Consider the following 22,032-nt stretch of genomic DNA (forward strand, 5'->3'; position numbering starts at 1 on the left):
GCAGGGGCCTCGCAGGGGCTCGGACGGCAGGCGCGGTCGGGTCACACGGCGGCGTGCAGCCAGCGGACCGGGGCGCCGTCTCCCGCGTAGCGGAACGGCTCCAGTTCCTCGTCCCACGGCTTGCCCAGCATCTTGTCGAGCTCCTCCTCCAGCGCGCAGCGGCCCTGGGCGGCCATCAGCATCGCGGACCGGAGCCGATCCTCGGGGATCATGATGTCGCCGGCGGCGCCGATGACCGCGCTGAACGCGCCGAGTGTCGGTGTGTAGGCGTGGCGGGACCCGTCGACACCCGGGGAGGCGTCCTCGGTGATCTCGAACCTGATGCGCTGCCAGCCCATGAGGGAGGACGCGATGGCCGCCGCGATGCCCGGGCGGCCTTCCCACTCCGCCTGCGCCCGTACGACGTTGGGCGCGGCGGGTTGCGGCGTCCACGTCAGGTCCACGGGCACGCCAAGGACGCCCGCGACCGCCCATTCGATATGAGGGCACAGCGCGGGCTGAGCCGAGTGGACGTACAGCACGCCACGAGCAGACACCGGACCTCCCGTTTCGGTACGAGGTGCGCCTTCCCCAACGGCCTCGTCCTGGGATGATCACAAGTGACTAGGGAGAGACTACCGTCGGTCGCGATCCGGCACCAGAGGGAGCCCATATCAAGTTGTTGCGGCGTGGGCGGGTGACAGCGGCCCCGCGCGGATAGATAACGGCGCATGGACATCCAATCCGCCGGCGAGTCGCTCATCCGGCCAGGTCAGGTGCTGGCCGACCGGAGCGCGCTGCCGGTCGTGGCGCGCTGGACCCGGGCGGTGTCCGAGAGCGACGGCGTCTGTGTGATCCATCTCGCCCCCGACGCCGATCCGTGCGAGATCACGAGGGAGCTGCGCGAACGCGGGTTCCGGGCCTCGCCCAACCACGTCGTGGTCGGGCAGCCGCTGTTCTTCGGCGGGCCGGCGTCCCGGCCGTTCCCCGTCCGCCCCCTGCCCTACCGGCCGAGCCGGGCCCGGTCGCCGGTGGTCGTGGGCCTGCTCGACACCGGCGTCGCCAAGCACCCCTGGTGGACGGGCAGCGAGTGGTACGGCGAGCTGGGCCGCGACGACGCCGACTCCACCGAGGGCACCCAGGCGGGGCACGGCACGTTCATCGCCGGGCTGATCCTGCGGCAGGCGCCCGGCGTCACCCTGAGGTCGTGCCGGGTGCTGAACGGTGACGGCGTCGGCGACGAGGCGCACGTGATCCGGGCGCTCAACCGGCTGCGCGAACGGCCGCCGCACGTGCTCAACCTGTCGTTCGGCTGCCGCACGTTCGACGACCGGCCGCCGACCCTGCTGGCCGACGCGCTCAGCGCGTTCCCCGACACGGTGACGGTCGCCTGCGCGGGCAACACAGCCGGCGACCGGCCGTTCTGGCCGGCGGCGCTGCCGGGCGTGGTCGGCGTGGGCGCGGTCGACGCCGCGCAGGAGCGCCGGGCGCCGTTCTCCTCCTACGGTTCCTGGGTCGACGCCTGCGCCCGTGGCGAGTGGCTGACCAGCACCTATCTGGAGGGCGGGGAGTTCGCCGGCTACGCGGCGTGGAGCGGCACGTCGTTCGCGGCGGCGCTGGTGGCCGGGGCCGTCGCCGACGCCGCCCGGGACCGGCCGCCGCAGGACGCGGCCCGGCGCCTGCTGGACCCGGAGGAGTCGCGGCAAATTCGCGATCTCGGAGTTCTCGTCCCGGCGAGTCTGTAGAGTTTACGCTCAGTTCTCGGTCCATCACGGTGAGACAACATCGTGGGGCACTGGGCGAAGGAGGCCGCATGCGGGAGCCACGCGATCCCAAGGAGTTGCTCGAAGCCGCGGCCGACGACGACCAGACGGCCTGGGACGAGCTCGAGTCCCGCTTCGGACCCCGCATGTGGGCCGTCGCGCGGGCCTGCGGGCTGACCGAGACCGATGCCGCGGACGCTGTCCAAGGAGCGTGGCTGCGTCTGCTTGAGCATCTCCACACCATCCGGGACCCGGCAGGGATAGGCGCGTGGCTCGCCACGACCACGCGCCGCGAAGCCATGCTCATCTCCAGAAAGGACCTCACCTTCGCCCCGCGCCTCGACCCGGTGCGTGAGCCCGACCCGGCGGCGGCCGTCCTGGAGGCCGACAGCAGCCGCCTGCTCTGGAAGACGGTCTCCTCCCTGGAAGAACCTTGTCGCACACTGCTCCAGCTGGTCGCGGCAGATGTTGGATACCAGCAAGTCGCACTGCGTCTGGGAGTGCCCATTGGCAGCGTGGGCCCCACCCGGACGCGGTGCCTGGAAAAACTGCGCACCCTGATCTCACTACAGGAGACGGTGCAATGATCAACGAAGACTATTTCCTGGCGGCCCTTCGGTTGGCCGCCGGGAACGACCCGATCCCCGGGCACGTGTCCGCCGCCGCACGCGACGCCTACGGGCTGAGGGTCCCCCAAGCGGTCACCGCCGCGCCCGCCGAGCTTCCCGCCTCCGCTGAGGTGCGGGGCTCGGACGGCTGCCACATGGTCCGGTTCGTCGCCTCCGGCCTCACCTTCGACCTGGAGGTGACGGTGGGCGACGGGCTCATCGACGTCGCGGGGCAGGTGATCCCGCCCCCGGGTGAGGGCAGCCATGTCGATGTCCGGACCCCCCACCTGACGCTCACCAGGCGTCTGCCCGCCACCGGCCAGTTCGCGGCCACCGGCCTGCCTCCGGGCTGGCTCAGCGTGGTCTGCCACCGGCCGGGTCACGCGCCCGTCCAGACCAGGTGGGTGCGTATCCGTCCCTGACCGGACGTGAGGCCGGTGCGGTGCCGCCTGCGCGCGGCGCCGCACCGGCTCCCGGTCCCGCCCGTCCCCGCCCGTCCCCCGTCATCCCCGCCGTCCTGCGCCTGGCGGCCCGTGCGAGAGGTCCGCGCCCCCACCCTTGACCGCACTCCACGAACCCCCCGCGTCCGCCGGTCACCCGCCGAACCACCAGGACGACCCACGGCGCGACGACCGACAGCGAGCCGAGCGACTACGAGCCGACGACGCACTACGAGAGGGCTCGCGACGAGACGACCCGCGGCCGAACGAGCCGCGGGGAGGCGGGCCGCCGCCCAGGGAGTCGCTGGTGGCCGCGGCCGAGGCCGCGGTGTCGCAGGCCGTCGTGGACCCCCGGCGAGCGCTCGACGCGGGCCGGGGCGTGCTCGCAGCGGCCGAGGCCGCCGGGGCCGTCGAGGCCGTCGTCGTGGCGCTGCGGGCGATGGCGCTGGCCGCCCGCGAACTGGGCGACCTGCAGGCGGCCGAGGAACATCTGCGCCGCGCCATCGCCTCCCGTGGCGCCCCGCGGGCCCGGCTCGCCCAGGCCCGGCTCTCCCTGGTGACCGTACGGACCGAACGCGGCCACCCGATGCAGGCGCTCAGCATCGCCGCCCTGGCCCGGCCGCACCTGTCGCCGCTGGACCGGGCCAAGCTCGACACCCAGCGGGCCGTCGCGCTCGCTCACCTGGGCCGCTACGTGGAGGCGGTCGCCGCCTGCGACCGGGCGGTGGCCACGCTGGCCGGCGCGCCCGGCACGATCGACGACCGCAGGTTCCTGGCCGGCGGGCTGCTCAACCGGGGGCTGGTGCAGGCCTACCGGGGCGAGTGGGACGCCGCCACCCGTGACGTGGCCGCATGCCTGCGGATCGCCCGCGCCGCCCGGCTCGACCACCTGTCCCGGCTGGCCGCCGCCAACCTGCCGTTCCTCGCCGTACGGCGGGGCGACGTCGCGGGCGCGTTCGGGCACTACCGGGCGGCCGAGGACACGCTGTTCGGCTACCCCGAGCGGCTGGCCACGATGCGGGCCGACTTCGCCACCGCCCTGCTGGCCGCCCACCTGGCGGGCGAGGCCAGGGAACTGCTCGGCCGCGCCGTGCCCGAGCTGGAGGCGTCCGGCGCCCAGGCGGCGCTGGCCGACGCGCGGCTGAAGCTGGCCCAGGCGGAGCTGCTCACCGGCGACGCCCGCCGGGCGCTGGCCGTGGCCGAACGCGCGGAGCGGGAGCTGGCGCGCCAGGGCAGGAGATCCTGGCTGCCGCCGGCCCGCGAGGTGGCGCTGCGGGCGCGCCTGGTCCTCGACGGCCCCACCCTCCCGCTGCTGGCCGAGGTCGTGTGCTGCGCCGATGAGCTGGACGGTCACGCCGTCCACCGGCCCGCGGCCGCGGCGCTGCGCCTGGAGGCGGCCGAGCTGGCGCTGACCCTCGGCGACGAGGGGACGGCGGCCGGCCAGTTGGCGCGGCTCACCCGGCCGGACGGCGACCGGCAGCCCGCGGGCGCGAGGCGAGCCCGGACACCGGAGCCGGTACGGCAGCACGCGCTCGCGCTGGAGGCGGCGTCGCGCGGCGACCACGACGGGGCGCTGCGCGCGGTGCGGCGCGGGCTCGCCGAGGTGAGCGGCGCGGTGGGGATGTTCGACGACCCTGCCCTGCGGGCGCACGCGGCGCGGGCCGGGGCGCGGCTGGCGGGGCTCGGGCTGCGGCTGGCGGTGCGGGAGGGGGGCGCCGAGGACGTGTTCGGGTGGGCGGAACGCTGGCGGGCGCTGGCGGGTCCCGTCGGCGGGCGCGGGCCGGTCGAGGCCGGTCAGGTGCGGGGCGCGCTCGGCGACTCGGTGCTGGTGGAGTTCGTGACGCAGGAGTCGTCGCTGCTGGCTCTGGTCGTCACCGCTGACGGGGTCACGCTGCGGCCGCTGGGCCCGGTCGAGGCGATCACCGAGGCGGTCCTCCGGCTGCGGCACGCCCTGCGCAGGCACAACCTGCACGGCGGCGCCCTCCCGGACGGCACGGCTCCCATCCCGGGTGCCGGGCCGGGTGCCGGGCCGGGTGCAGGGCCGGGTGCAGGGCCGGGTGCAGGCTCGGGTACGGCGCCGGGTGCAGGCTCGGGTGCGGGGCTGGTGCGTGCCGCGGCCGAGGAGGTGCAACGCATGCTGCTGCGGCCGCTGGAGCGGGCCCTGGACGGGCGGCCGGTGGTCGTCGTCCCCGCCGGGGCGCTGTACACGCTGCCCTGGGCGGCGCTGCCCCGCCTCGCGGGGCGGCCGGTGAGCGTGGCCGCGAGCGCGGCGGCCTGGCTCGCGGCCACCCGGCGAACGCCCACGCGGCCCGCCCCTCCGGCAGGCCCGCCCCCAGACCCGCCATCAGAGCCGTCCGCAGAGCCGTCCTCAGAGCCGTCCGCAGGCCCGCCCGCGGTCAGGACGGGGCGGGTCGAGGTGGCCGCCGCCGCCGGACCGGGACTGGCGCACGCGACGGAGGAGATCCGCCGGGTGCTGCGCCTGCACCCCGGCGGGCGCGAGGTGCCGGCCCGGGCCGGCGCGGTGCTGGCGGCGCTGGCCCGGGCCGACGTGCTGCACCTGGCGGCGCACGGGGTGTTCCACGCGCGCAGCCCGCTGCTGTCGGCCATCACGCTGGACGACGGCCCGCTCATGGCGTACGACCTGCTGGAGGTGGATACGGCGGCGCGGCTGGTGGTGCTGTCGGCGTGCGACTCGGGCATGGCGCGCACGCCGGCCGAGGGGGCGCCGCTCGGGCTGGCGGGCACGTTCCTGTCCCGGGGCGCCAGGTGCGTGGTCGCCGGGCTGGTGCCGGTGCGCGACGCCGACGCGCTCGCCGTGATGACGGCGTTCCACGGGCTGCTGGCCGCCGGCAGGTCTCCCGCCTCGGCGCTGGCGGCGGCCGCCGCCGAGACGGGGGTGGTGGGGTTCGCGTGTTTCGGCGCCGGGGATCAGCCGGTGGCGACGGGCCTGGACGGGTCGGCCACCCAGTGTGACCACGACCCGACGTAGAGGGCGGCGGGCAGCCCGGCCAGCTCCAGGGCGAGCACCTGGTGGGCGGCGGTCACGCCGGAGCCGCAGTAGGCCCCGGCCGCCACGCCGTCGCGCACCCCGAGCTCCGCGAAGCGGGCCCGCAGCGCGTCGGGCGGCAGGAACCGGCCGTCGGGCCCGACGTTGCCGGTGGTGGGCGCGCTGACGGCGCCCGGGATGTGCCCGGCCACCGGGTCGACCGGCTCCACCTCGCCCCGATAGCGCTCCGCGGCGCGGGCGTCCAGCAGCACCCCGTCGCCGGCCAGCGCCGCCGCCTGCTCGGCGGTGAGCATCGGCATCCCGCCCGGCCTGGCGGTGAAGTCGCCGGGAGCGACCTCCACCGGCTCCTTGTCGGTGGGCAGGCCCGCCTCGGTCCAGGCGGGCAGCCCGCCGTCGAGGACCCGTACGTCCGGGTGGCCGAAGTAGCGCAGCGTCCACCAGGCGCGGGCAGCGGTGGTGGAGCCGGCGTCGTCGTACACCACGACGGGCCTGCCGTCGTGCACGCCGAGCCGCCGCATGGCGCGCTGGAAGTGCTCGGCGGACGGCAGCGGGTGCCGGCCGGCGCGGCCGGGTGTGGCGGCGAGGTCGGCGTCGACGTCGCAGAAGACGGCGCCCGGCAGGTGCCCCTCGCGGTAGAGGTCGGCGCCGGCCGGTCCGCCGAGCCGCCAGCGGACGTCGAGGACGCTCGCGCCGTCGAGCGCGGCGAGGCCGGCGGGGGTGATGAGCGGGCTCATGGCAGGTTCCTCCAGTCGGAACGTCAACGGGTGCTCGCCTCCAGCAGGGGCACGTGCTGCTCGGCCGCGGTCATCGAGCCGTGGTAGCCGACGAACGCCGCTTCGACGCGGTGCGTGCTGGGGGCGGTGATGGCGAGGTCGGTGTACGGCACGGCCAGCACGTCGCCGATGCGCGGCAACCATCCGGCGCGGACGCCGGGGCCGAACCAGCCGGACTCGACGGCCTCCTGCCGGGACACCACCCAGGCCCGGCCGGCGAGGGTCTCGCGCCAGGCGGCGAGCACGTCGCCGGCGGCGCCCTCCTCGGTGTAGACGTGCCGGGCCCGCGCCTCGCCGCCCAGCAGGGCCACACCGGCGGCGAGGGCGGGGTCGCTCTCGGCGTCGAGCTTGTGGGTGACGTTGACCATGCCGTGGTCGGCCGTGACGTAGAGGGCGCTGCCGCCGGGCAGCGCCTCGGCCAGCCGTTCGGCCATCCGGTCGACGATCGCGAGCTGCCGCAGCCACTCCGCGCCGCCCCACCCGAACCTGTGGCCGGCCGAGTCGAGGTCGCCGTAGTAGACGGTCACGTACGCGGGAGGCTCCAGCAGCGCCCGGCGTACGGCCTCGACGCGCTCGTCGACGGTGTCGGCGGCGAGGTAGCGCACGCCCCGGTAGACGGCCTCGGTCAGCCCGGTGCCCTTGAACTCGGCGGGGCCGACGTAGCTGGCGGCGATGCCGGCCCGGCCGGCCCGCTGGAAGACGGTGGAGGCGGGCTGCCACTCCTCGGGGGTCACGGCGAACCCGTCGGGCATCGTCCACCTGAGGCAGTTGAGCAGCCGGCCGGTGCCGGGGACGGCCAGCATCATCCCGAGCATGCCGTGCTCGCCCGGCGGGACTCCCGTGCCGAGCGAGCACAGGCTGGTGGCCGTGGTCGCGGGGAATCCCGCGGTGAGGGTCCGGCCGGTCATGGCCGTCAGGAAGGGGGCTGCGGCGGGGTGGGCGCGGAGGAGCTCGGCGCCGAGCCCGTCCACCAGGAACACGCAGACGCTCTCGGCGGGCCGCACGCCGAGCGGGCCGGGCCCGTCGAGGCCGAGGGCGGCCAGCAGCGAGCGGGGAAGGTCGGCCAGCGACGTCGTGCCGTAGGCCGGGATCAGGGGCGCGATGTCCACCATTCCCCGAGCTTATCGGCGCGGACGCGGCGTCCCCAGCATTCCGGCCGGGGTGTGGACGCGTCGGTCTCGGCGAGGGTGTCCGCGTGGCCGCCACGGGGTGGCGAGGGCCGTGACGGGCCCGGCCTGGCTAACCGGTGACGTGGGCGGTGGCCTCCGACAGGGCCTTGGCGAAGGCGAGGACGTGGCCGACCGCCTCGGGGCCGTCGGCCGCCTCGCTGACGCGCAGCGACAGGTCGTCGGCCGTGATCGCCCCGGTGTAGCCGTGGTCGGCCTCGCAGTTGTCGTCGCCGCAGGTGGCGGGCTCCAGGTCGATGTGGGAGATGGCGCCCCAGCCGATCGTCAGCGTGACCTCGGTGGGCGGCGAGCCGGGCGCGTAGGAGGCGGGATCGGGGACGACGCGGGTGACGGCGACCGACTGGACCCGGCTCAGGCGGACCGCCTCGGTGGTGGTCGAGGCGTGGGAGGCGGAGACGCCCTCGACGGCCGGGTGCTCGTCGGTGTGGCACACCAGCAGCCTCGACGTCGTCAGCACCAGCACGGTGACGTGCCGGCGCACCTCCATGGCGGGATCGAAGGTGGCCTCGTGGTGCACCACGAACGCGGCCACGGCCTCCTTGCCCAGCGCGGATTCGACCGCATCGGTGACGAGGTCGGGGTAGTAGCCGCTGCGCTCGATCGCTTCGCGCAGTCCCGCGGCTGAGACTCGGGTTTCCCTCATGGGTCCATCCTGCCAGGAGCGCGCTGCGCCCTCACCCGCTGTACATAACGCTCTATAACGGTCTGATCCTGTACGTACGGGGTCACGCGAGCCGGCGCGGGCCCGCGTCCAGGCGCGGCCCGGCGGGCGTGCGCAGGCGCGCCCTGGCGCCGAGCACGATGACGCCGGACTCCCCCACCAGGACCTGGTCGAGGTCGAGCCGCGCCAGCTCCGGCAGGTCGCCTGCCAGGCGGCCCACCCGGACCAGGAGGTCCTCCAGGGCCTCGACGGCGACGGGCGGGTAGCCGTACTCGCCGAACAGCAGCGGCGCCGCCCGCACCGAGCGCACCAGCTCGGCGGCGTCCTCATGGGTGAGCGGCGCCAGCCGGTAGCCCTGGTCCAGCAGCAGGCGCGCCGTCACCTCGCCCAGCCCGAACGACACGACGGGCCCGAACCCGGGGTCGTCGGCCACGCCCACCACGGTCGGCACGGCCGGCTGCGGCGCCATCCGCTGCACGGCCAGCTCGGTGTCCGCGCCGAGCTGGGCCGCGAACTCGGCGTAGGCGTGCCGGACGCTGTCGGGCCCGGCCAGTCCCAGCCGTACGGTGCCGGCGCGGCGGGATGCCTCGGGGTCGGCCACCTTCAGCACCACAGGCCAGCCCAGCCGTTCGGCCGCGTCGACCGCCTCCTCCGGCGAACGCACCACCTCGGCGGGCCACACGCTCAGCCCGTAGCAGGACAGCAGGTCGGCGGCGTCCACCTCGACCGGCGGGCCCGGCTCGGCGAACGCACCGGGCACGGGGGCCGGCCCGGCGTCGCGGAGCGCCAGCGCCACCAGTTCGCGGGCCCGGACGGTGTCGATGTCGTCGAGCACGGGCGGCGGCGGCGCGGGGTGGGCCCGCCAGGTGGCGTAGCGCACCACGTGCGCCAGCGCCCTGACGGCTTCCTCCGGCGCGGCGTACGACGGGATGGAGCCCCGTTCGGGCGTCGAGCCCGTCCGCAGCGCCGGATGCATGCCGAGATGCCCCTCGTACGTGGCCAGCACGGGCTTGGCCGAGCCCTGCGACACCCGGAGCAGCTCGGCGGCCACCTCCTCCGAGGCGCCCGGGATGGGCGGCATGTAGATCACGACCACGGAGTCGACCTCGTCGGAGGCGAGCTGCCCGGCCAGCGCGGCGCCGAACTCGGCGGCCCCGGCGGAGGCGCCGAGGTTGGCGGGCGGGCGCGGCGACAGGCCGGCCGAGACGCAGAACCCGGCGGCGAGCAGCCCGAGGGCGTCGGAGTTGGTCACCAGGCCGACGCGGGGCCCGGCGGGCAGCGGCTGGTAGGCCAGAAGCTGGCCCACGTCGAAGAGCTGGATGAGGTCGTCCACCCGGATGAGGCCCGCCTGCGCGAACAGGGAGCTGATCGCCGAGTCGGGCAGACCGAGCTCCCGCGCCGAGTGGCCGGTGGGGGTGCCGCCGCTCTTGACCACCACGATCGGCTTGCTCCGGGCGATCCGCCTGGCCAGGCGGGCGAACTTGCGCGGGTTGCCCAGGGACTCCAGGTAGAGCAGGATCACCTCGGTGGCGGCGTCCTCCTCCCAGTACTGGAGCAGGTCGTTGCCCGACACGTCGGCCCGGTTGCCGGCGGAGACGAACGACGAGATGCCCATGCCGCGCTGCGCCACCCGTTGCAGCAGCGCCGTGCCGAGCGCGCCCGACTGGCTGAAGAAGCCCACCCGGCCCCGGTGCGGCACGGTGGCGGCCAGGGTGGCGTTGAGCCGGACGGCGGGATCGGTGTTGGCGATGCCCAGGCAGTTGGGGCCCACCACGCGCAGCCCGTAGGCGCGGGCGATGCGGGCCAGCTCGTCCTGCCGTTCCCGCCCCTCGTCGCCCGTCTCGCCGAACCCGGACGACACCACGACCAGTCCGTGCACGCCCTTCTCGGCGCACTCCTTGACCACGTCGGCGACACCCTCGGCGGGCACGGCCACCACGGCGAGGTCCACGTCGTCGTCGATGGCCGACACGCTCGGATGGGCGCGCACCCCGGCGACGGCGCGCACCTCGCGGTGCACCGGATAGACGGGGCCGGTGAAGTCGGCGGCCAGCAGGTTGCGCAGCACGGTCTGGCCGACGCCGCCCGGCTCGCGCGAGGCGCCGATGACAGCCACCGAGCCCGGCGTCAGCAGCCGGGCGATGGACCTGGCCTCGGCGCGGTGCTCGCGGGCGATGGTGACCTCGGTGGAGGTCTCGGTCGGCGTGAGGTCCAGCGTCATGCGGACCACACCGTCGGCGAAGCTGCTCTGCGCGGTGTAGCCCGCCTGGCGCAGCACCCCCATCATCTTCATGTTGGCCGGCAGCACGTCGGCGGCGAACCTCTCGATGCCGCGCTCGCGGGCCGTGGCGGCCAGGTGCTCCAGCAGCACGGACGCCACTCCCCTGCCCTGGTGGGCGTCCTCCACCAGGAACGCCACCTCGGCCTCGCCCGGCTCCACCTTGTCGTAGCGGATCACGGCGACCATCTCGGCGCCGATCGTGGCGATCAACGCCACCCTGTCGACGTAGTCGACGGTGGTGAACCAGGCCACCTCCTTGTCCGACAGCCGCGGCCGGGGCCCGAAGAAGCGGAAGTAGATCGACTCGGCGGACAGGCGGGAGTAGAAGGAGCGCAGCCGGTCGGCGTCGGCGGGCCTGATCGGCCGCACGTGCGCGGTGCCGCCGTCGGCCAGGACGACGTCGGCTTCCCAATGGGCCGGATACCGGGCATCCGTGTCAGGCGTATCCGTGTCAGGCGCATCCGTCTTCGGGGCATCCGTCTTCGGGGCATCCGTCTTCGGGGCATCCGTCTTCGGGGCATCCGTCTTCGGGGCATCCACGTTCCGGTCCTCCACAGACTGGGCGTCCACAGACCCGAGAGTAGCCTCGCGTCCCGTTCCGCAGGACCGCAGGGCCTGTTGGGCAACGCTTGTGCATCGACTGCCGACCGGTGTCCGCGGTCCGCCCCACGAGCGCTCCGGAAGCTGTTAGTTTTGCGGTGGCGTTCAGCCGTGGCCAGGCTCGTTCTGAAGAGGCAGCAAGGTGGTGACATCATGACGCGGGTCGTCGTGGTGGGCGATCTCATGACCGACGCGGTCGCGCGCGCCCGTTATGCGCTCGCCAGGGCGAGCGACACCCCGGCGATCGTGACCATGCACGGGGGTGGTTCGGGGGCCAACATCGCCTCCTGGCTCGCCGTCGAAGGGGCCGAGGTGGCCTTCATCGGGCGCCGGGGCGCCGACATCACCGGGCGCAACCGCGACATGGAGCTGATGGGCTACGGCGTCGACGCGCGGCTCGTCATGGACCCCGAGCGCCCCACCGGCACGTGCGTCGTGCTCGTCACGCACAAGGGCGAGCGCACCATGCTGTCCGACCCGGGCGCCAACGCCGCGCTGTCCCCCGAGGACCTGCCGCGCGACCTGTTCAACGGCGGCGGCCACCTGCACCTGTCGGGCTACACGCTGATCAACGAGGGCTCGCGCGACGCCGGGCTGGCCGCGCTCGACATGGCCCACCGCTCCGGCATGTCGATCTCGGTCGACTGCGCCTCGTCGGCCCCGCTCGACCGCACCGGGGCCGAGCCGTTCCTGGAGTGGACGAGCGGCGCCAAGCTGCTGTTCGCCAACGCCGACCAGGCCAAGGTGCTGACCGGCCGTGACGACCCCGAGGCCGCGGCCAAGGTGCTGACCGCGTGGTTCCCGCAGGTCGTCATCAAGATGAACGCCGACGGCGCGCTGTGGTACGGCAACGGCCGCGGCGAGCCGACGCGGGCGCCGGCCGAGCCGGTCGATCGGATCGTCGACGGCACGGGCGCGGGTGACGCGTTCTGCGCCGGGTTCCTCCCGCCGTGGCTGGAGGGCAAGCCTCCGGCCGAGTCGCTGACCGCCGGTTGCCACCTGGCCGCCAAGGCGATCGTGCACCTGGGCGCCCGCCCGCGGCTCTGACACGAATCTTCCGCCCGCGTTCCGGTGCGAGGCCGGCCCTGACAGGCCCGCAGGCTCCGGCGTGCGCGGGGGCCTGGACGTGTCAGAGGTCGTGGCCGGCGCCAGACGTCAGAAGGTCGTGGTCGGCGCTACACGTCAGGAGGCCGTGGCCAGGGCCAGACGTCAGAGGCCGTGGCCGGTGCCACACGTCAGGAGGCCGTGGCCAGGGCCAGGGGCAGGACGGCGGGGGCGCCCGCGTGGCGGATCAGCGCCGCGCCGAGGGTCATCGTCCAGCCGGTGTCGATCCGGTCGTCCACCAGCAGCACCGGGCCGCCGCACTGTGCCACGGCCGCGCCGACCTCCTTGGGCATGGCCAGCGTCGCACGGACCGCCTGCACCCGCTTGGCGCTGTTGAACTGCTGCCCGGGCGGCCCGGCCCGGTAACCCAGCTCGCCGAGGTGGGTCAGCCGCCCCACCTGGGCGAGCCGTTCGGCGAAGCTGCGCACCAGCAGCGGCCGGGTCGCGGACGGAACGTTGACCACGGCGACGGGCCGCTCGTCCCACTCCCACGCCGACAGCACCTGGATCACCGCCGCGAACATGTCGTCGGCGATCGGCCCGTCAGGGGCGGCGAACAGCTCGCGCAGCCGGTTGCCCCAGCCGATGTCGGTCAGCCGGCCGAGCGCCCGGCCCGGCTCGGCGCCGAGCTCCGGCTTGATCCGGCCGGACAGGTCGGTCAGCCCGGTGGGCCACTGGCGGCGCGCCTCTACCGTGACGCCCGGCCTGGTCAGGCTGCGGCGGGCGCTCTCGACGGCGGGTGCGGCGATGTCGGGCGAGCGGTGCCGGCCGGTGCAGTTGTCGCAGCGGCCGCACGGCCGGGCCGTGTCGTCGTCGAGGCGGGCGCGGAGATACTGCTCCCGGCACTCCGTGGTGGTCAGGTAGCCGAGCATGGCCTCCTGCTCGGCGCGCCGCTCGGCGGCGATGCGGGAGTAGCGCTCGGAGTCGTAGGCCCACGGCTCGCCGGTGGCCTGCCAGCCGCCCTTGACGCGACGCACCGCGCCCTCGACGTCGAGGACCTTGAGCATCATCTCCAGCCGGCTGCGGCTCAGGTCGACCCGCGTCTCCAGCGCCTGCGTGGACAGGGTGCCGTGCTCCTCCAGGGCCTGGAGCGTGGCGCGGACCACCGGCTCCGGCGGGAAGGCCAGGGAGGTGAAGTAGGCCCAGATGTCGCGGTCCTCGGCGCCCGGCAGCAGGATGACCTCCGCCCGCTCGACCCCGCGCCCGGCCCGGCCCACCTGCTGGTAGTAGGCGACGGGCGACTGCGGGGCGCCCACGTGCACCACGAACCCGAGATCGGGCTTGTCGAACCCCATGCCGAGCGCGCTCGTCGCCACCAGCGCCTTGATCTTGTTGCCGAGCAGCGCCTCCTCGGCCGCCAGGCGCTCGGCCGGGTCGCTCTGCCCGGAGTAGGCGGCCACCTCGTGGCCCTGCTCGCGCAGGTGGGCGGCGATCTCGTGAGCCGCCGCCACGGTGAGGGTGTAGACGATGCCGGAGCCCGGCAGGTCGTGCAGCGTCTGCGACAGCCAGGCCAGCCGCTGCTCGGCCGTCGGCAGGCGGACGACGCTCAGATGCAGGCTGTCGCGCTCCAGCGGGCCGCGCAGCACGAGCGTGTCGGCGGCGTCGGGCCGCTGGTCGGCGGGCGGGCGGAGCTGCTCGGCCACGTCGCGGGTGACGCGGGCGTTGGCCGTGGCGGTGGTGGCCAGGACGGGGATGCCGGGTGGCAGCTCCTCGAACAGCGTGGCCAGCCGGCGGTAGTCGGGGCGGAAGTCGTGGCCCCAGTCGGAGATGCAGTGGGCCTCGTCGACCACGACCAGGCCGGCGCTCTCGGCCAGCTCGGGCAGTACGTTGTCGCGGAAGTCGGGGTTGTTGAGCCGCTCGGGGCTGACCAGCAGCACATCGACCATGCCGTCGGCGACCTGGCCGTAGATCTCCTCCCACGCCTCGGGGTTGGCGGAGTTGATGGTGACGGCGCGGATGCCGGCCCGCTCGGCCGCCGAGATCTGGTTGCGCATGAGCGCCAGCAGCGGCGAGACGATGACGGTGGGGCCCTCGCCCAGCTCGCGCAGCAGCGCCGTCGCCACGAAGTAGACGGCTGACTTGCCCCATCCGGTGCGCTGCACCACGAGCACCCGGCGGCGGTCGACCACGAGCGCCTCGATGGCGGCCCACTGGTCGTCGCGCAGCCTGGCGTGGTCGCCGGCGAGCGCCCGCAGCCGCTGCTCGGCCTCTTCGCGGAGCATCGCCACGTCGGGGGCTTCAGTCATGCCCTCCTTGTTACCAGGTTTCCCTGACACTTTGGCACCGGCGCGGCACCGGCAAGGCACCGGCGCGGGCCGGTCCCCGTCCGTGGGCTACCGGTCGGCGTGCTCGGGGAACGCGTTGATCGTGACGCGGTGCATCCGCCGCCGTTCGGTGTAGTCGGCGACCGCGTAGTGCTGGGTGGGCCGGTTGTCCCAGAACGCGAGCGTTCCGGGACGCCAGCGCAGCCGCACCTGGTACTCGGGCGAGCGGATGTGGTCGATCAGCAGCGGCAGCAGCGCCTCGTTCTCGCGGTCGGTGAGCCCGACGAGCCGCGTGGTCGAGGAGCGGTTGACGAACAGCGCCTTGCGTCCCGTCTCGGGGTGCACCCGGACGACCGGCCGTTCGATGGGCGGCCACCTGGCCTGGATCTCCGCCAGGTCGAACGGGTGTCCCTTGGAGATGGCCTTCTTCATCGAGTTCGTGATGTCGTGCACGGCGGTCAGCTCGTCGCAGAGCCGCTGGAGCGACGGGGAGAGCGTCTCGTACGCCAGGTAGGTGTTGGCCCACAGGGTGTCGCCGCCGACGCTGGGCAGTTGCACGCACCGCAGCAGCGAACCCATGGGAGGCACCGGCTCGAAGGTGTTGTCGCTGTGCCACTCGTCGCCGCCCTCGCCCTTGGGGTCGGTCTGGTCGAGGACGTGGACGGGGCTGGTGGCGTCCTTCTTGAAGGCCGGGTGGTTGAGCGTGCCGAAGTTCAGGGCGAACTGCAGGTGCTGCTCGTCGTCGATCGGCTGGTCGCGGAAGAACAGCACCAGGTGTTCCAGCCAGCCGGCCCGCAGGGTCGCGACCTCTTCCTGGGACAGCGGCTTGCGCAGGTCGACGCCGGTCACCTCGGCGCCGATGTGCCTGGTCACAGGATGGAACTCGATCATGATGCCTCCGGGGCCGGGAGTCCTCTCTTCCCCGGAACGTAACGCCCAAGCAATTGCTTGGTCAAGAGTTGGCCGAGAGTCGAACACGTGTGCCATAAGGGGGTGGCATCGAGTACCATGCGAGGCATCGGCGCCGTGCGCGACGTCGTCATGCGCTCCTCGCCGGGGCCTCCGCCAGGGCCGAGGGGCATCATGGTCATGCCACAGGTAGGTTACGTTGACCTCGCACACGCCGATCTGACGCTTCTCCAGCGAGCCGACGGCTACGGTTACCCGCACAGAGCAAAGGAGGATGCGCTCCCCCTCGGCGCCACCCGACGGCCGAGGCAGCCGCGCAGCACAAGATGGCCCGACGCACGACTGCACCCCCGCCCGAGGACTTCGAGGAGCGGATCGTCGACATCGACGTCTCCTCCGAGATGCGCACGAGCTTCCTCGAGTACGCCTACTCGGTGATCTACCAGCGCGCCCTGCCCGACGCGCGCGACGGCCTCAAGCCCGTGCAGCGGCGCATCCTCTACTCGATGAGCGAGATGGGCCTGCGACCCGACCGGGGTCACGTCAAGTCCTCCCGCGTCGTCGGCGACGTCATGGGCAAGCTGCACCCGCACGGTGACAGCGCCATCTACGACGCCCTCGTCCGGCTGGCGCAGCCGTTCTCCATGCGGCTGCCCCTCGTCGACGGCCACGGCAACTTCGGCTCCCCCGACGACCTGCCGGCCGCCATGCGATACACCGAGGCCAGGCTGGCGCCTGCCGCGATGCTCATGGTCGAGTCGCTCGACGAGGACACCGTCGACTTCAAGCCCAACTACGACGGCCAGGAGACCGAGCCCACGGTCATGCCGTCGGCGTTCCCCAACCTCCTGGTCAACGGCACCACCGGCATCGCCGTCGGCATGGCCACCAATATGGCGCCGCACAACCTCACCGAGGTCGTCGCCGCGGCCCGCCACCTGATCAAGAAGCCCGACGCCACGCTCGACGAGCTCATGCGGTTCGTGCCGGGCCCCGACCTGCCGACCGGCGGCACGATCATCGGGCTGCAGGGCATCCGCGACGCCTACGAGTCCGGGCGCGGCACGTTCCGGATGCGCGCCAAGTGCGTGGTCGAGCAGATCACGCCGCGCCGCAAGGGCATCGTCGTCACCGAACTGCCCTACAACGTCGGCCCCGAGCGGGTGGTCGCCAAGATCAAGGAGCTGGTCAACTCCAAGAAGCTGCAGGGCATCGCCGACCTCAAGGACCTCACCGACCGGCACAAGGGCCTGCGCCTGGTCATCGAGATCAAGAACGGCTTCATCCCCGAGGCGGTGCTGGCGGAGCTCTACCGGCTGACGCCGATGGAGGAGACGTTCGGCATCAACAACGTGGCGCTCGTCGACGGCGAGCCGCGCACGCTCGGGCTGCGCGAGCTGCTGCGCGTCTACGTCGACCACCGCCTCGAGGTGGTGCGCCGCCGGTCGGAGTTCCGCCGCCGCAAGCGGGAGGAGCGCCTGCACCTCGTCGACGGCCTCATCGTGGCGCTGCTCAACATCGACGAGGTCATCCAGGTCATCCGTTCCTCCGACGACTCCGCCGAGGCGCGGACCCGGCTCATGGACGTGTTCGACCTGACCGACATCCAGGCCGCCTACATCCTCGACACGCCGCTGCGCCGGCTCACCCGCTACGACAAGCTGGAGCTCGACCGGGAGAAGCAGCAGCTCACCGACGAGATCGCCGACCTGACCGGCATCCTGTCGTCGGAGACGCGGCTGCGCCAGGTGGTCTCGGGCGAGCTGGCCGACGTGGCCAAGAAGTACGGCACGCCCCGCCGCACGGTGCTGCTGGAGTCGTCCGGCGTCACCCGCACCGCCACGGTGGAGCTCCAGGTCGCCGACGAGCCGTGCCTCGCCCTGCTGTCGTCCACCGGCCTGCTGGCCCGCACCACGGACGCCTCCCCGCTGGCGGGTGACGGCGACCGCACAGCCCACGACGTGCTCGTCGCCGCCGTCCGCACCAGCGCCCGGGGCGAGGTCGGCGTGGTGACGTCGCTGGGCCGCCTGATCCGCGTCCAGGTGGTCGACCTGCCGATCCTGCCGCCGTCGGCCAACCCGCCGTCGCTGTCGGGAGGCCACCCGGTGTCGGAGTTCGTCGCGCTCGGGCCCGACGAGACCGTGGTCGGGCTCGGCGGTCTCGACCCCGACGGCCCCGGCCTCGCCCTCGGCACCGCGCAGGGCGTGATCAAACGAGTGGTCCCCGACTATCCGGCCAACCGCGACGACTTCGAGGTGATCACCCTCAAGGACGGCGACACGGTGGTGGGCGCGGTGGAGCTGGAGTCCGAGGCGCACGACCTCGTGTTCATCACCTCAGACGCGCAGTTGCTGCGTTACCAGGCCGCGCTGGTGCGCCCGCAGGGGCGGCCGGCGGGCGGCATGGCGGGCATCCGGCTCGACGGCGCCGCACGGGTGATCTGGTTCGGCGTGGTCGACCCGTCGCGGCCCGCCCAGGTGGTGACGGTCGCAGGGTCCTCAACGGCGCTGGCCGGCGCCCAGGTGGGCGGGGGCAAGGTGTCCGACTACGCGGAGTTCCCGGCCAAGGGGCGGGCCACGGGCGGGGTCCGCGCCCAGCGGTTCCTCAAGGGCGAGGACGTGCTGCTGCTGGCGTGGGCAGGCCCGGCCCCGGCCAAGGCGGTCTCGACGGTGGGCAAGCCCGTGCCACTGCCCGACGAGATCGGCCGCCGTGACGGCTCGGGAGTCCGCCTCACCCACACCATCGGCGCCGTCGGCGGCTCCCTGGCCGCCGCCCCCGCCCAGGACGGCCCGGACCTCGGCGGGGCGGACACGGGCGTCCAGAACGACGGGAGCGAGGAGGACGGCGCCACGACCACGGCTGCGGCGGAGGAACCACCGCTGTTCTGACCGCCGCCGGCACCGGACCCGCCACCGCAAGCGAGCCCGGACCGTCACCGGGCCCGGCGTCGGTCACCGGCCCGGCGTCGGTCACCGGCTCGGTGCCGGTCACCGGCTCGGTGCCGGTCGCGGGCCCGGTGCGGGTTGCGGGCCCGGTGCGGGTTGCGGGCCCGACAGCCGGCACCGGCGCCGTTGGCGTCGACATGGCCGTCGCCATGTCGATGGCCATGTCGGGCCATGTCGGGCCATGTCGACGGCCATGTCGCTGAAAGTTTCATGACGAGGTGGCCGTCCGGCCGGGTCATGACCGCCTGACGTAGCGCGGGATGTTATGAAATGGCCCCCACTCCCGATCTCACCGGGGAGAGCGCTCTCTCCGACCCGGGAGGTCCTGTGTTCCGATTAACAGCATCCCTGGGCGCGGCCGCAGCCCTGCTGGCCTCGCTCCTCGTCGCACCCCCTGTCCACGCCACGCTCCAGGCCGACCTCACCGTCACCGACTTCGAGGCCGACACCCTGCCCCCCGGCGTGACGGCATGGGGCAACGACGCCCCCTCGACCCCGACGCTGACGCTGGAACCGGGCCCCGACCGGCCCGGCGCCCCCACCGGCAACCGCGTGCTCAGATCCGTCTACGCCGTGGCCCAGTGGGGTGGCTGGTCGCATGACCTGTCCACGCCCCAGGACTGGTCCCCGTACGAGGGGTTCGCGTTCTGGGTCAAGGGCACCGGCTCGGGCCAGAAGATCTTCTTCGAGGTGAAGGACGGTGGCACCGGGCCGGGCGCCGCGGAGCTGTTCGAGTCGTCGTTCACCGACGACACCGCGGGCTGGCGGCAGGTGAAGGTGCCGTTCGCCGACCTCGTACGCCGCGCCGACTACCAGCCCGGCGGCGCCCCGGCGGACGGCGAGCTGGACCTGACCGCGATGTGGGGCTACTCGATGAGGCTGCCGGTCGCCTCCGGCACGCTCGTCTGGGACGAGGTGCAGGTGTACGGCACCGCTCCCCCACGCCCCGTACGGCTGGCCACGGACCGCCCCGTCTACACCGCCGGTGAGAAGGCGGAGGTCCGGGTCAGCGTGTCGGTCACCACGGCCACCGGCGCCCCGCTGCCCGCCGCCCTCACCGTCGGCTACCGGACCGGCACCGGCACCGCCACCCCCGGCGAGGACTACACGCCGGTCGAGGGCACGTTGACGTTCCCGGCGGGCACCGCGTCGGGCTCGGCGAGGGCGTTCACGGTCAGGACGCTGGGCGACCGCCGGGCGGAGACGGCCGAGACGATCCCGATCGAGCTGTCCGGAGCGGGCGCGCGTCCGCCGGCGGAGCCCCCGGCCATCGTGATCGACGCGCACGGCCTGCCGTACCTCGACGCGCGCAAGCCGGTCCGGCAGCGCGTCGCTGACCTGCTCGGCCGGATGACCCTCGACGAGAAGGTCGGCCAGATGACGCAGGCCGAGCGCGGGGCCCTCGCCGCGCCGAACGACATCGCCACCCACCTGCTCGGCTCGCTGCTGTCGGGCGGCGGCTCCACTCCGACGCCGAACACTCCTGCCGCCTGGGCCGACATGGTGGACGGCTACCAGTTGCGCGCCCGGCAGACCCGGCTGCAGATCCCGCTCATCTACGGCGTGGACGCGGTGCACGGCCACAACAACGTGGTCGGCGCCACGATCTTCCCGCACAACATCGGTCTCGGCGCCACCCGCGATCCAGGGCTGGTGGAGCGGGTCGGCGAGGTGACCGCCCGCGAGGTCAAGGCCACCGGCGTCCCGTGGAACTTCTCGCCGTGTCTGTGCGTGTCGCGCGACGACCGCTGGGGCCGCGTCTACGAGTCGTTCAGCGAGGATCCGGCGCTCGTCACCCGGATGGCCGCGATCGTCGACGGGCTGCAGAAGCACGGGGTGCTCGCCACGGCCAAGCACTACGTCGGCGACGGCGGCACGACGTACGGCTCGTCCACGACCGCCGACTACACCATCGACCAGGGCGTCACCGAGGTCAGCCGGCAGGAGCTGGAGGCGATCCACCTGGCGCCGTTCGCCGAGGCGGTCAGGCGCGACGTGGGCACGGTCATGCCGTCGTTCTCCAGCGTCGACTTCGGCCGGGGGCCGATCAAAATGCACGCGCACCGCGAGCTGATCACCGACGTGCTCAAGGGCCGGCTCCACTTCAAGGGCTTCGTGATCAGCGACTGGCAGGCCATCGACCAGATCCCCGGCGACTACCCGAGCGACGTGCGCACCTCGGTCAACGCCGGACTCGACATGATCATGGTCCCGTACGCCTACCCGGAGTTCGTCCGGACGCTCAGGGCCGAGGTGGAGGCCGGGCGGGTGCCGACGGCGCGGGTGGACGACGCGGTGTCGCGCATCCTCACGCAGAAGTTCCGGCTGGGACTGTTCGAGCGGCCGTACGCCGACCGGTCGCGACTCGCCGACGTCGGCTCGCCCGCCCACCGCGAGGTGGCCCGCACGGCGGCGGCCAGGTCGCAGGTGCTGCTGAAGAACGAGGGCGGCCTGCTGCCGCTGCGCCGCGACGCGAAGGTGTACGTGGCCGGGTCGAACGCGGACGACATCGGCAACCAGTCGGGCGGCTGGACGATCACCTGGCAGGGCTCGTCCGGGCCGATCACGCCCGGCACCACGATCCTGTCGGCGATCCGCGAGCGCGCCGCCGCCGTCACCCATTCGCGCGACGCCTCCGCGCCGCTGCCCGGACACGACGTCGGCGTGGTGGTCGTCGGGGAGACGCCGTACGCGGAGGGCTTCGGCGACGTGGGCCGGGCCGGGCGCACCCTCGACCTGACGGCCGCCGACCGGACCGCGATCGACCGCGTGTGCGGCGCGATGGAGTGCGTCGTGCTCGTGGTGTCGGGACGGCCTCTGCATCTGGGCGACCTGTCGCGGGTGCCGGCCGTGGTGGCGTCGTGGCTGCCGGGCACCGAGGGCGCGGGCGTGGCCGACCCGCTGTTCGGGGCCGTGCCGTACACGGGGCGGTTGCCGTTCACCTGGTTCCGCACGCCCGCGCAGGTGCCGATCAACGTGGGCGACGCGGCGTACGATCCGCTGTTCCCGTACGGCTGGGGGCTGCGGACCGATCCGGGCCGTGACCGCCTCAAGGCGCTCAGGGACCGGTTGGCGCGCGGCGACGCCGCGTCGAAGGCGGCGGCGGTGGCGCTGACGGCCGCGCTGCCGGAGCGCCACTGGACCGCCGCCGGAGCGGTGCGCGAGCCGCGGGCCGTGCTCGGCGCGGTGGCGGCCGCGGCGACGCTGCTGGACAGGTCGCGGACGGACACGTTCGCCCAGGGCGACGTCCTCGTGTCGGTCGCCAGGGACGTGGCGCAGGCCGCCGGGAACCGCCCCGACCTGCAGGCCCGCGCCGACCACGAGGTGGCGGCCGGTCACCTGAGCAAGGCGGTGGACCTGCTGGCGCAGGCCGCCCGCTGAGGACGGACGTGGGGGGGGGGCCCCCCCCCCCCCCGGGCGGGCCGCCCCCCCCCCCCGGAAGAAGTACCACTCTAACAATTCTAATAGAGACCAGGATGCAGACAAAGACAAAGAAAGTAATAATCAGTTG

14 protein-coding genes are annotated in these 22,032 nt (G+C 74.0%); 7 read left to right on the top strand and 7 right to left on the bottom strand.

What is annotated here, in order from left to right; translation table 11 throughout:
- Positions 1-41: 41 nt before the first annotated feature.
- Positions 42-536, bottom strand: coding sequence for a DUF3145 domain-containing protein (locus ACGF0J_RS26090; protein ID WP_393149613.1), 495 nt, complete (start codon positions 534-536; stop codon positions 42-44).
- A gap of 174 nt (positions 537-710) precedes the next feature.
- Between ACGF0J_RS26090 and ACGF0J_RS26095 the strand changes: the two genes are divergently transcribed.
- The 4 genes from ACGF0J_RS26095 (at position 711) to ACGF0J_RS26110 (ending at position 5,779) form a co-directional block, all read left to right on the top strand.
- The gene (locus ACGF0J_RS26095; protein ID WP_393149614.1) at positions 711-1,724 is read left to right on the top strand and encodes a S8 family serine peptidase; all 1,014 of its coding nucleotides are present in this window, start codon (positions 711-713) and stop codon (positions 1,722-1,724) included.
- A 68-nt stretch (positions 1,725-1,792) separates the two neighbouring features.
- Positions 1,793-2,329 carry an RNA polymerase sigma factor gene (locus ACGF0J_RS26100; RefSeq protein WP_393149615.1) on the top strand — a complete coding sequence of 179 codons (537 nt, stop codon included), beginning with the start codon at positions 1,793-1,795 and terminating at the stop codon, positions 2,327-2,329.
- A complete protein-coding gene (locus ACGF0J_RS26105) occupies positions 2,326-2,772 on the top strand; it encodes a hypothetical protein (RefSeq protein WP_393149616.1) in 447 nt (148 codons plus the stop codon). The genes ACGF0J_RS26100 and ACGF0J_RS26105 overlap by 4 nt, the downstream gene beginning before the upstream one ends.
- A gap of 325 nt (positions 2,773-3,097) precedes the next feature.
- On the top strand, positions 3,098-5,779 hold the full coding sequence (locus ACGF0J_RS26110) for a CHAT domain-containing protein (protein ID WP_393149617.1): 2,682 nt from the start codon (positions 3,098-3,100) through the stop codon (positions 5,777-5,779).
- Here the strand turns inward: ACGF0J_RS26110 and ACGF0J_RS26115 are convergent.
- From ACGF0J_RS26115 to ACGF0J_RS26130, 4 genes are all read right to left on the bottom strand, one after another.
- Positions 5,719-6,531, bottom strand: a complete 813-nt coding sequence (locus ACGF0J_RS26115) for a sulfurtransferase (protein ID WP_393149618.1) — start codon at positions 6,529-6,531, stop codon at positions 5,719-5,721. The genes ACGF0J_RS26110 and ACGF0J_RS26115 overlap by 61 nt on opposite strands.
- 23 nt (positions 6,532-6,554) lie before the next feature.
- Positions 6,555-7,682, bottom strand: coding sequence for an alkaline phosphatase family protein (locus tag ACGF0J_RS26120; protein ID WP_393149619.1), 1,128 nt, complete (start codon positions 7,680-7,682; stop codon positions 6,555-6,557).
- A 127-nt stretch (positions 7,683-7,809) separates the two neighbouring features.
- The gene (locus ACGF0J_RS26125) at positions 7,810-8,400 is read right to left on the bottom strand and encodes a DUF5998 family protein (protein ID WP_393149620.1); all 591 of its coding nucleotides are present in this window, start codon (positions 8,398-8,400) and stop codon (positions 7,810-7,812) included.
- Between the two features lie 82 nt (positions 8,401-8,482).
- Positions 8,483-11,068: a GNAT family N-acetyltransferase gene (locus ACGF0J_RS26130; RefSeq protein WP_393149621.1), complete on the bottom strand. Its 2,586-nt coding sequence runs from the start codon at positions 11,066-11,068 to the stop codon at positions 8,483-8,485.
- A 384-nt stretch (positions 11,069-11,452) separates the two neighbouring features.
- Here ACGF0J_RS26130 and ACGF0J_RS26135 point away from each other — a divergent pair, with 384 nt between their 5' ends.
- Positions 11,453-12,346 carry a carbohydrate kinase family protein gene (locus ACGF0J_RS26135; protein WP_393149622.1) on the top strand — a complete coding sequence of 298 codons (894 nt, stop codon included), beginning with the start codon at positions 11,453-11,455 and terminating at the stop codon, positions 12,344-12,346.
- A 188-nt stretch (positions 12,347-12,534) separates the two neighbouring features.
- Here ACGF0J_RS26135 and ACGF0J_RS26140 read toward each other — a convergent pair whose 3' ends face one another.
- Entirely contained in the window at positions 12,535-14,649 is a 2,115-nt protein-coding gene (locus ACGF0J_RS26140; RefSeq protein ID WP_393149623.1) for a RecQ family ATP-dependent DNA helicase, read from the bottom strand.
- 87 nt (positions 14,650-14,736) lie between these two features.
- Positions 14,737-15,558 (bottom strand): TauD/TfdA dioxygenase family protein, encoded by an 822-nt coding sequence (locus ACGF0J_RS26145; protein ID WP_393149624.1) that lies wholly within the window; start codon positions 15,556-15,558, stop codon positions 14,737-14,739.
- Between the two features lie 344 nt (positions 15,559-15,902).
- Between ACGF0J_RS26145 and ACGF0J_RS26150 the strand changes: the two genes are divergently transcribed.
- Positions 15,903-18,464, top strand: coding sequence for a DNA topoisomerase (ATP-hydrolyzing) subunit A (locus ACGF0J_RS26150; protein ID WP_393149625.1), 2,562 nt, complete (start codon positions 15,903-15,905; stop codon positions 18,462-18,464).
- 384 nt (positions 18,465-18,848) lie between these two features.
- The gene (locus tag ACGF0J_RS26155; protein ID WP_393149626.1) at positions 18,849-21,902 is read left to right on the top strand and encodes a glycoside hydrolase family 3 N-terminal domain-containing protein; all 3,054 of its coding nucleotides are present in this window, start codon (positions 18,849-18,851) and stop codon (positions 21,900-21,902) included.
- The last annotated feature ends 130 nt before the right edge of the window (positions 21,903-22,032 follow it).

This window comes from Nonomuraea sp. NPDC047897, from assembly GCF_043204415.1.
Taxonomy (GTDB): Bacteria; Actinomycetota; Actinomycetes; order Streptosporangiales; family Streptosporangiaceae; genus Nonomuraea.

Coding starts and splice junctions, on each gene's coding strand:
- ACGF0J_RS26095 (WP_393149614.1), top strand. CDS start 711: ATGGACATCCAATCCGCCGGCGAGTCGCTCATCCGGCCAGGTCAGGTG.
- ACGF0J_RS26100 (WP_393149615.1), top strand. CDS start 1,793: ATGCGGGAGCCACGCGATCCCAAGGAGTTGCTCGAAGCCGCGGCCGAC.
- ACGF0J_RS26105 (WP_393149616.1), top strand. CDS start 2,326: ATGATCAACGAAGACTATTTCCTGGCGGCCCTTCGGTTGGCCGCCGGG.
- ACGF0J_RS26115 (WP_393149618.1), bottom strand. CDS start 6,531: ATGAGCCCGCTCATCACCCCCGCCGGCCTCGCCGCGCTCGACGGCGCG.
- ACGF0J_RS26120 (WP_393149619.1), bottom strand. CDS start 7,682: ATGGTGGACATCGCGCCCCTGATCCCGGCCTACGGCACGACGTCGCTG.
- ACGF0J_RS26125 (WP_393149620.1), bottom strand. CDS start 8,400: ATGAGGGAAACCCGAGTCTCAGCCGCGGGACTGCGCGAAGCGATCGAG.
- ACGF0J_RS26135 (WP_393149622.1), top strand. CDS start 11,453: ATGACGCGGGTCGTCGTGGTGGGCGATCTCATGACCGACGCGGTCGCG.
- ACGF0J_RS26140 (WP_393149623.1), bottom strand. CDS start 14,649: ATGACTGAAGCCCCCGACGTGGCGATGCTCCGCGAAGAGGCCGAGCAG.
- ACGF0J_RS26145 (WP_393149624.1), bottom strand. CDS start 15,558: ATGATCGAGTTCCATCCTGTGACCAGGCACATCGGCGCCGAGGTGACC.
- ACGF0J_RS26150 (WP_393149625.1), top strand. CDS start 15,903: ATGGCCCGACGCACGACTGCACCCCCGCCCGAGGACTTCGAGGAGCGG.